Source organism: Halorubrum lacusprofundi ATCC 49239 (assembly GCF_000022205.1).
GTDB classification, from domain to species: domain Archaea; phylum Halobacteriota; class Halobacteria; order Halobacteriales; family Haloferacaceae; genus Halorubrum; species Halorubrum lacusprofundi.
In genome coordinates, this window is sequence record NC_012028.1 from 426,998 (window position 1) to 442,332 (window position 15,335).

8 protein-coding genes and 1 pseudogene are annotated in these 15,335 nt (G+C 58.7%); 3 read left to right on the forward strand and 6 right to left on the reverse strand.

The genetic code is table 11. From position 1 onward, the window contains the following. Positions 1–3,450 (reverse strand): BREX-5 system adenine-specific DNA-methyltransferase PglX, encoded by a 3,450-nt coding sequence (pglX, locus tag HLAC_RS15620; RefSeq protein ID WP_154018587.1) that lies wholly within the window; start codon positions 3,448–3,450, stop codon positions 1–3. Positions 3,451–3,490: 40 nt separating this feature from the next. On the opposite strand from pglX, the gene HLAC_RS15625 reads away from it, so the two are divergent. Then, complete coding sequence (locus tag HLAC_RS15625; protein ID WP_015911568.1) at positions 3,491–4,429, forward strand: transposase; 939 nt, start codon at positions 3,491–3,493, stop codon at positions 4,427–4,429. A gap of 9 nt (positions 4,430–4,438) precedes the next feature. Here HLAC_RS15625 and HLAC_RS15630 read toward each other — a convergent pair. After that, positions 4,439–5,299: pseudogene (locus HLAC_RS15630) on the reverse strand (BREX-5 system adenine-specific DNA-methyltransferase PglX); the annotation flags it as partial. A 209-nt stretch (positions 5,300–5,508) separates the two neighbouring features. On the opposite strand from HLAC_RS15630, the gene HLAC_RS15635 reads away from it, so the two are divergent. After that, entirely contained in the window at positions 5,509–5,760 is a 252-nt protein-coding gene (locus HLAC_RS15635; protein ID WP_014053212.1) for an AbrB/MazE/SpoVT family DNA-binding domain-containing protein, read from the forward strand. Next, positions 5,761–6,195, forward strand: coding sequence for a PIN domain-containing protein (locus HLAC_RS15640; RefSeq protein ID WP_015911585.1), 435 nt, complete (start codon positions 5,761–5,763; stop codon positions 6,193–6,195). It begins immediately after the preceding gene. A gap of 120 nt (positions 6,196–6,315) precedes the next feature. Here the strand turns inward: HLAC_RS15640 and HLAC_RS15645 are convergent, their stop codons facing one another. The 4 genes from HLAC_RS15645 to HLAC_RS15660 are packed head-to-tail and all read right to left on the reverse strand — an operon-like array spanning position 6,316 to position 15,270. Continuing rightward, on the reverse strand, positions 6,316–10,128 hold the full coding sequence (locus HLAC_RS15645) for a hypothetical protein (protein WP_015911586.1): 3,813 nt from the start codon (positions 10,126–10,128) through the stop codon (positions 6,316–6,318). Beyond that, complete coding sequence (locus HLAC_RS15650) at positions 10,125–10,715, reverse strand: BREX protein BrxB domain-containing protein (protein ID WP_015911587.1); 591 nt, start codon at positions 10,713–10,715, stop codon at positions 10,125–10,127. The genes HLAC_RS15645 and HLAC_RS15650 overlap by 4 nt, the downstream gene beginning before the upstream one ends. Then, positions 10,712–14,431 (reverse strand): hypothetical protein, encoded by a 3,720-nt coding sequence (locus tag HLAC_RS15655; RefSeq protein ID WP_015911588.1) that lies wholly within the window; start codon positions 14,429–14,431, stop codon positions 10,712–10,714. The genes HLAC_RS15650 and HLAC_RS15655 overlap by 4 nt, the downstream gene beginning before the upstream one ends. After that, the gene (locus tag HLAC_RS15660) at positions 14,431–15,270 is read right to left on the reverse strand and encodes a BrxA family protein (protein WP_014053207.1); all 840 of its coding nucleotides are present in this window, start codon (positions 15,268–15,270) and stop codon (positions 14,431–14,433) included. The genes HLAC_RS15655 and HLAC_RS15660 overlap by 1 nt, the downstream gene beginning before the upstream one ends. Positions 15,271–15,335 lie beyond the last annotated feature (65 nt).

The following is a 15,335-nucleotide window of genomic DNA, read 5'->3' on the forward strand; positions in this document are numbered from 1 at the left end:
TCAGAGAACGTCGTCTTCCACCGTCTTCGGGACGATTTTCGCTTCGGCGAGCGGCCGAATGTTGATCTCGACACCGTGCTTTCGATTCGGTCGGTACCCCGAAGTCGTTATCTCGGAGAGCGCTCGATCCTCCCAGTCGGAAGAAACGTCACTCGCGAGGGTATCACAGGTTTCGGAGACCTCGTTCGCGAGCTTCTCGTACGAATCGAGGCCAGTGGCTAACTCTGAGAGGAGACGCTGGCGCTCCGACACCCCTGTGTCCCCGATCTGGGACTGTCCGGCGTCTTCGAACTTCCCGAAGTAATACGTCATGAACAGGATGCCATTGCTCGCGTAGTGCGTGGACCCGACGAGATCGTCGTAATACTCGAAAAGATCGTAGAGATGGGCTTCGACTGGCTCGGAACCATCGGCCGCATACGCCTCGAAAGCAGACTCGAGGTCGTCAAGCGCATCCAACCACTCGTCCTGGTTTTTCTGAACCGTTTCGTAGAACGACGGGCTGAAGAGATCGCCCATATCGACGTCGTCGATTGCAGCCAACTCTTCGAGTGTTTCCAGACGAGATGCCGTCTCTTCGCGGAAGTCAGCTACCGTCTCTACCGCCTCTTCAGCAGTCTGCTGGTTCGCTTCGGGCCACTCACGCGGCGACGACTGTGCCAACTCGGACAGTCGTTCCTCGAATACGTCAATCTGTTCGAGGCCGCTCTCGGATCGTGCATACTCCTCTGCAGCGGCTGCTTTCTCCGACGCGGACAGCGAGTCGTCGCCACGTCGGCGGTTCGCTGCGCTACGCCGTTCCCGGAGGAGGGCTTTCCGCGGTTCGAGGTACCGGTTCTGAAGACGGTCGAAGACACCAGCATCAAGCTGATGGTAGTCCACAAGACAGGCGAAGCCTTCACCCTCTGGGTCGGAGACGAGCCGTTCGGTCGTTAGTCGCCACAGAATCGGTGTCCGGTCGAACGTGGAGACGTGGTAGTCGAACAGGTCGTCTTCGAGCCATTCGCGAAGGTTCGGGTACGCTTCTTCGTCGGCGGTCCGACTCCCGAGAATCTGGTCGACCTCGGCGAGGCGTGCCGAAGCGTGCTCGCTAAAGAGCCGATCGAACTCGTCTTCAATCCGGGAGAGGAGACCATCTTCACCGTCCACATCGGAAAGTGGGACGATGCCATCATCGTCCTCGTGAACGGTACGGATTGCGAGGTGGAGAAGGAGATCCTTCACCATCTCAGGGAAGTCGTCACCGGGTTCCGTTATGGACTCCGGATCGTATTCCTCGCGCTCACGCGGATCCTCGATAGTCCGGAGGGCGATCTCTTGGAGTACGGTCTCACGCTGGTAATCGGTGATATCAAAGCAGTCGAAGACTGCCTCATCGATTGCGTCTGCACAGGATTGGAGATCTGCCTCTATCCGTTCGAGGTGTTTTGCCGCTGCGGTACCAATATCGGTGAGCGAGGAATTTGCCGAGGCAGTGCTTTCTGGTTCGTTGACAATGAGCCTCTCGCGTAGTTCACGGTGGGGGTGATCGTACTGCGGGAGTGGGTCATCTACGCCGAGTACATCCAAGAGAATCGGCCCGTCGTAATGGGGTGAGACGAAGTCGTACTGACGCTTTGAGATGAGATGCCCGACCGCTTCTTGTGAGAGTGCCTCGAGTTCGTCAATAGCTTCGAGTTCCTCTCGCCACGGGACCTTTGAAACGAATCCAACCTCCCACATCCGTTCAGAGGTTTGAGTGAGCATCAGATAGGTGAACAGGTGGCTGTTCGTGTATGAAAGAGCGTTCCAGATGGCGCGGTCAGGAACTAGTACGGATCCCTTATGGCCGAAGATAGATGATTCATGCAAGTACCCAAATCGCCTTCCACTTCGCTTAGCTACGGTATACGTGAGTGATTCGTTAAAGTAATATTCCGTATTTTGTGGACGCGAGCCGTAATACCGTTTTATTTCCGCACCCTGGTTCCCCCACCAAACTGTCCGCTTAACTCGCGGAAGAATCCAAGAGTCTGCGCCTCCCTTTGCAAATGGTGCCCAAGCAGGTGTGTCTGTGTTCTCCCAGAACTGATGGACAAACCGAGAATCGTCAGCTGTTGCAATCCCTTGTTTGATATCTCCTAGTGTCTCTCGTTCTTTTAGACCTGCGTTATCTGCGTCAAGCACGGTTTCTGACTCGTATAGCTCACGCAACTCAACGGGAACCCAATACGAGAGTGGAGTTCCTGGAACCATGTCGAACTCGGAGAGGTTACGCTGATACAGTCGTTGGACCTCCGATTCGGACTCTACGAAAGACGATTCGAGGAACTTCTGCTCTTTTTCAGCTTTCGACACATCTGGAAGACGGATAAATGTCCCAGTTTGTTCGCTCTCGGAGGGAGATCGGACGGCGCTCTCAGTCTCAGATCGGACGACAGTCCCAACAGTCCCAACAGTCGCGTTGTCGAGGATGTCATAGCCGAATTCCGAGAAGAAATCAAACGATCCACGCCCGCCGACGAAGTCTTCGCGGAAGTCCTGGAAGGACTTGTTGAACATGAACGACCACGGAACGAGCATCCCGATACGCCCGTCAGGTTTCACCAGCCGATCACACGCTTCGAAGAAGTTGATGTAGTATTCGGTCGTGTACTCGTAGTGGTCTTCCACGTAATCCTGGACAGGATTCGGCATTCGACCGCCCGACCCGTACGGTGGATTCATCAGGGAGACATCGTAGTCCTGCGTCAGCACCACTAGCAGATTCAGGAAACTCCGGAGATTCTGTTCGCCGAAGGAATCGGATGTACGCTCGTCAACGGCCTCCCGTAGCTGTCTCAGGAACCCGTTCAACGTATGCGGCCCCTCACCGCCCCAATCCATAATGTCCGTCTGCTCCTCCATGAACTCCTCTGAAAGCGTGCTCTGAACGTCTAGCAGGCTCCCCAGCGCCTCGGTCGTCTGGAACTCTTCGATGATTTCGTCGAGCGCCTCGCGAACGTCCGTTCCTTCGCCTGTAATCTGGTCAAGGACATCGACGGCCTCCTCGACCTCGGCGACGCGAGCGTCGGCACAGACGATACCAACGTTGGGCATCTCGAAGTTCCCGTTCTCTTCTTCTGCACGGGTCCGGGCTTTCAGGTAGAGATTGAACGCGGAGAGCTGGCAGGAGCGTAAGTCGATGTCGACGCCGTAGAGGTTGTGCTCGAGAATTTTCGCGGGAATCTCGCTGCGGTCGAGGTCAGTCTCGGCCCACCAGATTCGCTCGAGGATGTCGAAAGCGTAGAGCAGGAAGTGTCCACTCCCACAGGCAGGGTCGATGACGCGGAGTTCCGAGGGATGGTCGAACGAGGAGGCGTCTTGGTCGTCCTCGTCGGGGATGAGATAGGTACAGAGTTCGAGGGTGTCATAGAAAGCGTCACACACGAAGACGCAGGATGTTGGAACTGTGTCTACGAGCGCCAGCATCCTGCAAGAGGAGACTTCTATCGACGAGTTCTTCAATGTAATGGCGACCGAGACGCTCGCGTTGTTCGAGCATCTTGAGTTCGACTTTCTCGAAGAATTCGATGTGTTCGCCCCCGCTCGCCGGGGGCGAACACGAGATCATCACCCACCAGCACTCTTCCGAGCGTTCCTGCACTGCTACTACAAGAACGTCTACGGCATCCGTCCAGTCACGCGAGAACTCCAGAACACGGTCGTCTGGCTCAGCTGTGGCTTCGATCGACCGCCGTCGAGAGACGCGGTCGATCGCTTCCTCACCGACCTCGAACACGTCGTCGACGAGGTCTTCGACCGCCTCGTCGAGCAGGCCGCCTGCCGCGGCCTGCTCGACTTGACCTACTCCATCGATTCCACCGACGTGAGGACGATGCCCGCCGACCAAGACGCGTCGAAAGGCTACGATCCAACCGCCGAAGAGTACTACCACGGCTACGGCTGTACGATCGTCTCGACCGGGCAAAAGATCCCGATTGCCGCGGAGTTCACCGAGAGCAAGCAAGCGCCAGAGGAGACGGCGATGCGCGTCACGTGTGACGCGCTCGCCGTCGAGAAACCGATCTGGATGCTTGGAGACAGCGCCTACGACACGCTCGGCTGGCACGACCACCTGCTGGCCGCAGGGGTCGTGCCAGTCGCTCCGTACAACGCACGAAACACCGACGATCCGAAAGACATCGAGTACAGGGTCGAAGCCCGCATCGACGAACACAGCGAGGACGTTCAGCTGAAGCAATCGACGCTAGACGAGACGTACAACCGCCGGAGTGGAGTCGAACGAACCAACGACGCCGTCAAGGACTGCGGCCTCGGGCACGTTCGCGCCCGAGGCCGCGTCCACGCACGAGCACAAGTGTTCCTCGCGCTGTGCCTTCGTCTCGTTATTGCGATCACCAACGACGAACGCGGAGACAATCCAGGAAGCACCGTCATCACGCTATGAGAACTATTCTATGACACCCTCACAGAGTTCGGGAACGCCTGGTGCGTCTTCGGGCGTGACGAGGCGCTCTTTTCTTTCCTCAATGGAGAGTTCTTCAGCCGCGGGAACTGACGACTCTTGTTCGGTCGCTTCGAGATAGAGCTTCCCCAGACTGTTGTCAGCGAGCATCCGCACAACCCAGTGGGGCGTGTAGAACTGATTTGCCGGGCCGACGTCGTCAGGTTCGAGCGTGTTCTTCGCGTCAAGCGCCTCGACGACAGGGCGGTTGTAGTATTCATAGACCCACCCGAGCACGTCGTCCGCTCGCCACACTTCGTCTGGAACGTCATCGAGCATCCCGCAGAGTGCCTCGAACGTGTCGTCGTCCGGGTCCACCAGACTGTACGACGATGACCGGTCGAAGAGGATCTCGATCTCCTCGGCCAACTCATCACAGGCGTTGTGGTAGGCTTCCAGAATCGCCTCGTCCTCTAAGAGGAACTCCTCGTGAACGAGCGTCTCAGCGGCCGGCGTCAGGCCGTTCTCCTTGAAGACCGTAACCTCTTCGTCGATGAAGTCACGCACCTCCATACAGCGCAGTGCGGCGAGGCGGTTGACGATGGTGTAGCCGACGCCGGTGACGTACTGCTCGAACGCCTCGTCCCACGTGTGGCCGTCGACGCCTTCGAGTTCGATTGCTTCGACAAGCTGCTCGATGTCCTCGTCCAGCGTATCCGGACCCTCCGGCTCGTCGTCAAGGCCTTTCTGCGTGAGTTGATATCGGACGTTGTCCTCGACGCGCTCGCGGAGCTCTTCGACGACGTCCTCGAGATGTTCGCGTTCGGCTTTGTCCAGTTGCGCCTTCCGTTGAGAGAGTGAATCGTCAGTCATAGAACGTAACCCAGTATGCTAACACCTACTGACAGGAGCGCCTTTAATGTTGCCGAAGCGTTGGAAATTCTGTCGGAGGACTGGGCCGTACTCCGATACCGAGGCGACTATCCCCCAGCTTCTGATACGGATTGTGCGAGTCTTTCGTACAGCACAGCGTAGTGTGGCGGCACACTAGGTTTTTCACGGTCGGTCACGTACCGGGAGATATGAGCAGCGACAGGATTGACGCCGAAAGCAAGGTATCTGGGAATCAAGCAAACATCCCCGCCCGAATACGGCGGGAGCTTGATATCGACGACGGTGATCAGCTCCGCTGGCATCTCGAAGACGACGGGAGCATCCGAGTTCACGTTATCCAACAGCAAACGGGCACGTTCGCCGACTTCGACGGCTACGCCGGTGAGGAGACGACCGATGTGACGAGCGACCACGACGCCTGGGGCGTCGACGTCGAGTAAATGCCTCGTGCGCTCATCGATACGACGGTCCTCTTTGCAGCCGCATACACGCGGGATAGTTCGCACGACGCTGCACTCCCGGTGCTCCGGGGCATCGACGATGGCACGCTTCCGGAGGCAGTTGTCCTTGACTACGTACTCGCCGAAACGCTCAACGGCCTCACGACCCACGCCGGCCACGACGCAGCCGTCGATCTCCTCGATCGAATCGAAGAAAACGCCCGCTTCCATATCGACTCACTCAACACCGACGCCTTCGCGACGGGGAAAGCCCTATTCCGCCAACACGAACCCCTCTCCTTCGTCGATGCCTGCATTATCGCGTATATGCAAACCGAGGGGCTCGGCTATCTGTATGCATTCGACGATGACTTCGACGCAGCCAAGGACGTCTATCGGCTCGACACAGCGACGAATCCCTACGATCCAAACTAGCGCTTGGAGACGACACGTCTGAAGTCGAAATGAACTCTCAAGATAGCCGCAGTTTGTAGTCAACCGCCAGGTCTTGGAACACGTCCAATAAATCACAGGAGCACACTCCACTCGTGTTGTCTACTCCTCGATCAACACGATACTTCCCTCGTCAACGTCGTCCAGAGCGTCTCTGACTGCACGAATCCTACTCAGCAGTTTCTCTGCTTCGCCAAGAAGCTCTGTCGCTCGCTCGTCGGTGGGCCGGTCGTCTGCGTCGACTGCCGCCGTCACGTCATCGGTAACGTCGGCGTTCGGAAGCTCCCGCCTGAGCTCTTCGGCAACGCGCTGTAGTTCTGCCCACGCGTCGTCGTCGGCCCCCGGCAGTTTCGGATTCTTCGCTTCCTCGATCAGCTGCCGAACACGCTGAATCGACGGGAGCCGCGACGAGCCGAGCACAGTCTCAACTGATTCCGTCGTCGGTGAGTCCGGTTGCTCTGCCTGGAGACCGTCGTATGCCGACTGCAACTGCTCCCACGGGTTTTTCTCGCCCCCAAGGAGGTCTCGAACCTTCTCGTACGCTTCGGCCTGCTGACGCACGGCGGCGGCAACGAGTTCACCCTCACCGATCTCGCCGTCGTTCCACGCCATCTCGAACACCGCTTCGAGATCATCTAACGAGATGCCGTCGAACGTGGCGGTGGCATCGTCGAGTAGAGCCTGTACCACCGACTCGTTCTCGCGGATCCATTCGGTCAGCACCACACAGATTTCCTCGGGGTCAGAGACGTCACACCTCTCTCCGGTCACCCGACGGTACTGCGACGTGAGTTCGTCGACGCGGTGTCCAGTCGCATCCGCCAGCCGTGAGCTCACTGTCGTCTTTGTCGGTACGGATCCACTCTCCGCGGTCGTCTGCATCCGTGAGGTAATGGTCGCACTGGGGTAGAGTTCCTCCAGCAGATCGAGGGTATCGGTGAACTGTTCCCAGAGCGCCTTCGCTCCCCCGTCGACAGCAAAGAGTTTGCGTGCATCTGCGAACGTCTCCGCTTCGGACTGGACGCTGTCCTCCACCAGCTCCGATGTGGTGGTGTCACCGCCGCTGTACGCCGGTTCCAGTACGCCCTCCAGCGCGTCCAGGGAGACGTCGAACTCTCGGGAGACGCCCTTGAACGTCCGCTTGACCAGCACGCTGTTGTTCTCGACCCACGAGGCAAGCTCGGCCACCCACGCGTCAGGGTCGCTACCGTCGGGATCGTGGCCAAGGACCGTCGACACGACCTTTCGAATCTCTTTGGGGTTGACTGTATCGACGCCGAACCGAACCTGCAGCGACGTGAGGCCTCCCTTCGTCCGTACGTGCCGACCGATTGCCGTCGGGTCGGTCACGTAGTCGGTATCCTGCTTGAGCGCAACCTTCTCGTTGGACGTCGCGAGCGTGATGAGCAACGCCGCGATCGATTCTTGCGGGGTGCCTCGGTAGTCCCCATTTGCCGTTCGTGTCTGCTGGAGCAGCGTCTCGACGTCCACTGCGGTCTGTGACTCGTACGTGTCGATGAACGCTCGACACCACCCAGTGTCCGCAATCTCTGTGCTCGACGTATCCACACCCAGCATCACTGCGTCACTGTCTGCAAGCGGCCAGTCACCACTTCCCCGGAAGAATTTCGCCAGCCCCTTCGCGTCGTCGACTTCGACGAGCGGTCGCGAGAGTACCTTCCGCGTCGAACCGAAGACGGCCTGGACCTGGTCTTCGACGACGTCCTCGAGGACGCTCGGTCGCTCACCGCGGTAGTCGTGGACCGTGTGGACGGCTGCATTCTTGAGGAGGTCGCTTACCGACGACTCCAGACGGCGTTTATCCGTCCGTTGTTCCCGTTCGAGTTCATCGTGGCTCTCTGTCTCCGCTTCCAGCACCTGTCCCATCCCGATGACGTTGCGGATCCTGTCGAGCGTCGTCTCGGGGACGTCGATCGCGATGAGGATATGTTCACCGCCGTCACGCCCATCGTTCACGTCCTGCCACGTCTCCACCTGGTCGGGGACGGTGTCCGGGTCGTCAGCAAGAACGCGAATTCGGATTGCATCGTACTCGGTCGTGGGTGCTCGGTCAACCGAATCAAGAGTCGAGTACTCATAGCGGAGCGGAACGAGCCGCTCGTCGCCCACGTCGGCCTCGTGCAGACTGCTGTCGCTCCGGAAGAAGTCGTCGTTCTCGCGGAGCCGCGTCTCCAGCCACGCAGAGAGCTGGTGCGGGGAGATCTGCTCGGCTTTCGTCTGCGCCCGAGTGAGGATGCTCTCTTGCTCTTCAGAGACCAGCGTGTACACTTCGTCGCCCTGGTCGTTGGTCTCCGTGAGCACCTTTCGCTTGTCGACGAGCGTGTTGAGCGCCGACTGAACGTCCGCAACGGCCTCGTCGACCGACGCGTTCACGTCGTCGAGCATCAGCCGTCCCAGATTCTCGGGCGTCGCTGGAACTGCCGGCGTCTGGTTCAACAGGTACAGCGCTTTCGACACGCGCACTTCCCACGCATCTTCGTTGCCGTCGAAGGTCGGAATCAGCGTGTTGTCGAGCATCTCCTGAACCCACAGCGGCACGTAGGTCGTCTCCTCGACGAGCAGGTCGAACAGCTCGTCCCACGTGACGAGGTCGCCTTCCTCCGCCGACGCCCAGCCGAATTTAGTGAACAACGACCGGACCAGCACGAGCAGTGCTCGTCCCTGTATGTAATCTCGGTCGGTCGCCCGACCCTGGGTAATCAGCTCCTGCATCACCGTCCGCAACAGGGTCAAGTCGTACTCGCGGAACGGGTATGACTCGACCGGGTCGGGGTCGGCACTCCCGACTGGTGAATACGTCTCCAGCGAGAGGTCGGGCATCGACGAGAGGAGTGAGGACACCCGTGAACTACCCGCAGAATCCTTCTGCAGCCAGCGTTTCCGGACGATAATCTCCGTGTCAGCGCCTTCGAGCGGCACCTGCTGGTGTGTCCAGTGATCCTCGGAAGGCTTTCCGATAAGGCTCTCTCTCGTCGCAGGAAGTGAGTACTGTCCGGTCGTCACGACGACTGGGTTTGGACCGTGCTGGAGCGCTTCCATCGTCTCCTCGAACTCGCGATACCGATGCCGACTGTCACCGACGAACAGCGCAACCTCGTCGAGCCCCAGCAGGAGTTCGGTGTTCGGTCCTTTCTCATTCAGGGACTCGGTGACAGTCTCGACGCGTTCGACCAACTCATCGGGGTCGAACGATCCGGGATCGACCTCCTCTTCGGCTCGCTCGATAGACGCTTTCACGCCCTCGCGGCTGTCAAGTTCGGTTCCCGTCGTCTCCGCCAGCGCGGGGAGCGCCTCGTAGAGCCACCGGCGCAGCGAGGCTCGCTCTTCGAGGACGTCGTCGAACGACTGCCCGTCGTACGCTGTGGTTCGGAGTGCGTCCCAGACGCCCTCGTACTCCATGTCGACGGTCCAGGCCCACTCGAGCAGCCAGTTGGGGTCGGTCGGATACCCCAGCTCGCGACCAATCGCCTCGAAGATGAGGAACGGAAGCGGCGGTTCCTTCGAGGCGTCGCGGTCAAGGAGGTTCAAGAAGACCGGCTTGAGACGTTCGACGTGTGAGGCGTCGATCGATTGGGCCAAGTTGTCGAACCCAGGCCACTGCTCGGCGAGTTCGGTACCCAAGTGGGCGAACTCGGATTCGCTGTCGGCGACGAGGCCGATGAGCTTCAGCAAGTGCGTCTTCCCGGACCCGAACGTCGCGTGGAGATAGAGGAAGCGAGCGGCCTCTCCTGGATGCGTCTCGGTGACCTCACCGAGTTCGGTGAGAACACGCTCTGCACTCTTCGTCTCGTAGAACTCGACAACGTCGGTCTCCGCCCGCTCACGGGCGTTGACCTTCTGGACTTCTTCGAGCTGTCGGGTCGGGTCGCTACGGAATAGATTTCGGATACTCATTGTTGGAGATGTACCTCTCGGATCTGACCGTCGATCTGGTGCGCCGGGTAGTAATGTCGTGAGTCTCCGTCGAAGAAGCTTAACTTCCCGCCGACGTCATCGCCAGGGAACGGAATCCCGATGGTCGACCTGACGTTTCGGCGGTCGAGTTCATCGAGTAGTTCCGAGGCACGCGTGAATGGATAGAGGCTGCCGAGATTGAGCAGCAGGACGACGTGGCTTTGCGTCTCCAGCTTTTCCTCGCCGATTTCCTGCTCGATCATCTCCTGGACGAGTTCTTCGGCGAGCCGATCTTGCATCGTTCCCTCGATACGCTCGGGGCTCGTCTCACCGCCGAGCGCGACCGAGAGCTTGTACACTTTCGTCTGGGGGAGCAGTTCGTCGAGCCATATCGGCTGGACAGTCACACCGTCATCGATAGGCGGGAGTTCACCAGCGCCCGTCGCCCAGGAACTGAGTCGGTCTGCTGTTTGGTGTTCGACCGCGGGATCGACAGCAGCGATGACGAACGGGTTCCGGATGCCGGCCTGGCCGTCGGCGAACGTACAGAGCTTCTCCTTGAACGCGCGGTACGGCGAGTCAGTCATCGGATAATCACCCCCGAGTCCGTCGTTTCGATGTCTAACTCTCTACTCTCGACGAGGCGTTCCAGCCGTCGGTCGATGTTCTGCCGGTCGTCAGGAAGCACGCCGATCTGATCGATCTCGTCCGGCCCACGATCACCAACGATTTCGGCGAGTCGGTCGAGTCTCCCCTCCAGTTCTTCTACGTCGTAGTCGACGGCCTCGGAGAGTGGCTCGACGTCAGCGAAGTCATCAGCAGCCGACAGAAGCGCGTCTTCGTCATCCGAAGAGAGCGACGCAATCGCTCCATCGACCGTTTCGTACCACCGCCGTAACTCGCGCAGCGGAGTGATATACTCATGCTCCATCGCCACCTGTACACCTGTCGGGAGGTCCGTCGCCGGTATCACCCACGGGTGGTCGGCGATCCGCTCGACGAACTCGGAGATCTCCTGCTGGTCGAGGTGCGCCTCCCAGGAGCGCTGAAGCTCTGTACCCAGTCCCGTGGTCGTGTCTTCGACTAACGCCTTCCAGCCATCTGTCGTCCACCACCCCCCATCGAAGTTTTTGAGGGCATCGCGTTGGGCGGTGACTGCCGATTGTGCATCGTCGTCGACCCACTCGAATCGATCGTTACCCGCCGTGAGTTGCGCGTCGAACCGGTAGAGTGACGCGAGTCGACGATTCCAGACGTCACTCACTTCATCGAACCACTCTTGCACGTCGTTCGTCTGTTCGATTGCATCCGCGAGACCGTTACCCTGCGATCTCACAACGGATAGTCGCTCGGTGGTCGTCGAGGTTCGGTCGGTCAGTTCCTCGATAAATGCTTCGAGGAGCCCGGAGACTGCCCCCGAGTGAACGTCCGTATCCAGAACCAACTGGACGTCTTCCTGAAGTCCAGTAAGCGAGGACCGTAGCTGCTGGTTCGCTTCCTGGAGGTTGATGAGCCCGTCTGTGACGGTTTCAGTCGTCTGCTTGAAACCCCCCGATTCGAGGAGCTTCCCGATCGGCTCGCGGGGAAGCAGTTTCAATCTCGTCGTCGAGAGGTGGTCCTGGTCGAGGACAGCCGAGTTTTCCAGTGTGTTTCCGTCTTCGTCGACTGGGACTAACCGGCCCTCCCGACAGAATCCCCAGATGATCGCACAGAGTGCTGGACGGGCTTCGTCATAGAACGGCTTCTTCGAGGTAATCCCGTCGAGAACTGTGTTCATGTTGAGGCCATCATCACGGTCCTTCAGCTGCCGACCCGTGAGAGACATCACGTTGCGCTGAATCGACTTCTTCCCCTGGCTTGCAGACGGGTCAGACGATGGCACCTGAATCGTGTGCGCCCACGCAGGGAGTGGATCCTCTGTCGAGAGCTCCACCAACTCCTGCAGGCGATCGTCGGTCACCTGCAACATCATCGGGTGGAAGTCGTCGGGATACCCCACGTCGACGGCAGTCTGGACGGCCGTAGAGAGCCCACTGATGTCTGTTCGATCTTTCACTGTGTACGAACCACTCTGCATCGCACTGACGAGCTTACTCCGGACAGCGTCGGCTCGTCGGTCGAGATCTTGTTCGACAGCAGTCGGTGCGTTGTGTGTCGAGATCGCGTCACGGAGTGCCCACCACTTGACGAGATGCTTTCGGAGGTCATCCAGCCCGTCCGTGTCAATCGACCAGTAGAGCGTCTCCTCATCGCTGTTCTCTGAAGTATGGTCGGGACGAACACCTTGCACTTCGATTGGTACGTCGAGTCCGCCCTCAACGTCGACCGTGGTCTCGAAACCAGTGCCGTCGAGGCCGAACCCATACATAACGGGATACTCGTCACCAGAGTCACCGTACGGAACCGACTCCGGGAGTGAGAGGTCCTGCGTAATCCGTCCCCAGAGATGCTCGTCCAGCGCGTGCAGAACGGCATCCCAATCAGGGTCATCTTCGTTCGCCTCCGTATCGTCGTAGATAATTCGTTCTTCCTGCGTCGCAAATCGGTACCGCGCCCCCGTCTCGTCCGCCATCGGTCGGATGAACTTCTGGAGACGACCGAGCGATTCCTCGACTCGATTCTGCGTACTGATCCAAGAGCGTCCGTTGAGATCCGACATCACTGAAACCGCAATATTCCCCTCGTTGAGCGGGACGATGTCGTGGACGTGCTGGAGCAGCAGCACGGCTTTTGCAACGTCGAGATCGAACTCCTCAAGATCACCGTCCTCGACTTCGTCTGCGATTCCTCGGTTCGCCTCCGAGCCTTCGATGACTCGCATATCCTGCGTGAGTATCTCTCGGAGCTCCGGCTTGACCAACTCGTAGAACTCCACGAGTGTGATGACCTGGTCGGCCTCCCCCTCATCTACCCACGTCTGGAGGAGGTTGTGCATGAGCGCGAGAATCGCCCGTGCTGTGCCCGAGAAAATTGACTTCGCCGGGTCACTTGCCTCCTGACGAAGATTGAACAGTATCTCGAGGAACAGCGGAGCGTGGTACGGGAGGAACGGATAGAACTCGACGAGCTCCTCGTCGTCGATACTGTCGAGCGGTGGTTTCGTGTTCTGCTTGATCTCGTTGTAGACCAGCGATTCGGTCGGCTTCACCGATGCTTCGTCAAGTACCTCTCGAACGGCTACATCCCCCTTTTCAGATTTCTCGAAGAGTCGCCGCTTGGCGATATCTCCGACGTGCTTACTCGGAAGCTGGTAACGGTGCGGGAAGCGATCCTTGACGATGCTGAAGTCCGCGCCGTGTGCGGCGAATTTCGGTTGAACGTCTTCGATCTTCGCCTGTGCAGTCGCGACCAACTGAATGTCGCCATCGCCGATGTCGTCGACGTTCTCGGCGAGTGTCTGAAGCTCGGTCAGTCGCTCGAAGTCAGTTCCGATGAAGAGACTCACCTCATCAAGGAGCAACACGAGCTTGACTGGTTTCCCCAGCTCTTCCTCCCGCTCAGTTCGTAACTCCTCCAGCCTACCCACTACTTCCTCTGGGTCGATGTCGGACGGCTGCAGATCTGTATACCCATCGCGAGTCTCGTTGACCTCCTCGAAGAGCTTGGGAAGCACGACATCTGCCAACGCACCATATTTCTGGATGTCTTTCCAGAGGCCGTCTGATTGCCACTCGTAGTCGCTGGCTTCAGTTGTCACGCCATCGAGAGCAGCTTCAGCACGAGCCTGCCGATCAGACCATGCATCCGTCGTCCGAAACCACTTCTCGAAGTAGGCAACATCAAGCTGAGATGACAGCCCTTCGGAGATGCCATCGTCGACGCCGGTCAAATCTGCGTCCTGATGGGCGTGTCTGAGAACAATTTCGCTGAAGCTACGCTGCTTTTGGCCCTGGTACTTCAGAAGGTTGACCGAGATCGGGATGACGTAGTACTCGTCGTGAATCGTTCGCCAGTGGTCGCCGAGTTGCTCGAACTCGCTGTCCCCGGAGATCTGGACCAGATCTGACCAGACGGCGTCCTGTTGTCCATCGAGCCAGTCGGTGTCCAGCAGCCCATCGAGGACGGTCAGCAGGTGGCTCTTCCCACTTCCGTAGTAGCCATAGAGCCAGTAGTTTGATCCCGTTCGCATGTCGTCTGACTGGCCCAGCATGCGGTCGACGAAGTCCTCGATAAATCGGCGGGAGTCGGCGGTCATATGATAGGACCGAATCGCCCGTTGGCGGTGATCTTGCTCGTCGCGGTCGATACGGACGGACTCCTCGAAATCCTCCGGAAGGTCGTCGAACCAGCTCGTGTCGACCATTAATTTTCACCTCCATCGTGTACCCACGAGTACGGCTCATCGCTGGGGCGTACGTCGAGGTCGCCGTGAAGTTCGAGGTACTCCCATGCGTCGGTGCTTGCAACCCGGTCGAAGAGTTCCCCCCAGCGGTTCGCAGGCTGGAAAAGGTAGAGCAGCCCCCGCGGCGAAGTGAGCCAGTCCTCGTCGTCGCTTCCGTACGAATAGTCCATCGCAACGAGCAACGGAGTATCACCCACTGACGGAGATGTGCCAACGACTGATTGCTGCCCGTCGAGTACGCCGATTTTACGCATTACTGATCGAAAGCCCTCGCACCACCGCTCAGTCGTCGAATCCGCATAGTCGAAGGAGCCGCCGTCAGAATACTCGAGGTGAGTGAGGATATCGACAAGCGTCTCGTTCGAGAAGTCCAGTGAATCTGTGTTACCATCTGTGAGGCGGGCCATATATTCGTGAACGACGTACCGAACAAGCGAGTCGTCGGCGACAAGATAGAGGTAAAGTATCTGTGCTTTATCGCGCGTTGTCTGGCACTCGTCGAATATCGTTGGCAGAACGCTTGGGTTCGGGAGGTCCGTGGGAGCGTTTTTGAAACGTGACGTTAGCACACGGTAGATCTTCTGGGAGCTGCCCCGTGTGCTTCGGTTCGATAGTCGTTCGTCGAACCATCTCTCTTTGACATCGTTCCAGTTCCCGTGTTCGGCATAGAGTCGAGCGAGTTCCTCGGCTCGCTCGACAAGCAGACCGCACATGGTCAAATCCATATTCACGTCTCCTGGAGAGAGCTGACGAGATAGCGACGGGAGGGGAGGACCACTTCCGTCGGCGACGAGGGTCATAAGTTGGTAGACTGAACCGATACACTTTATATTTCGTCTATTGATGCCGCTTCCCCCGCAGTTCG

Excerpts from the sequence above, each read along its gene's own strand:
- HLAC_RS15650 (WP_015911587.1), bottom strand. The coding sequence starts at position 10,715 with ATGACTGACTCGCCGTACCGCGCGTTCAAGGAGAAGCTCTGTACGTTC.
- HLAC_RS15625 (WP_015911568.1), top strand. The coding sequence starts at position 3,491 with ATGGCGACCGAGACGCTCGCGTTGTTCGAGCATCTTGAGTTCGACTTT.
- HLAC_RS15655 (WP_015911588.1), bottom strand. The coding sequence starts at position 14,431 with ATGGTCGACACGAGCTGGTTCGACGACCTTCCGGAGGATTTCGAGGAG.
- HLAC_RS15645 (WP_015911586.1), bottom strand. The coding sequence starts at position 10,128 with ATGAGTATCCGAAATCTATTCCGTAGCGACCCGACCCGACAGCTCGAA.
- HLAC_RS15640 (WP_015911585.1), top strand. The coding sequence starts at position 5,761 with ATGCCTCGTGCGCTCATCGATACGACGGTCCTCTTTGCAGCCGCATAC.
- pglX (WP_154018587.1), bottom strand. The coding sequence starts at position 3,450 with ATGCTGGCGCTCGTAGACACAGTTCCAACATCCTGCGTCTTCGTGTGT.
- HLAC_RS15660 (WP_014053207.1), bottom strand. The coding sequence starts at position 15,270 with ATGACCCTCGTCGCCGACGGAAGTGGTCCTCCCCTCCCGTCGCTATCT.
- HLAC_RS15635 (WP_014053212.1), top strand. The coding sequence starts at position 5,509 with ATGAGCAGCGACAGGATTGACGCCGAAAGCAAGGTATCTGGGAATCAA.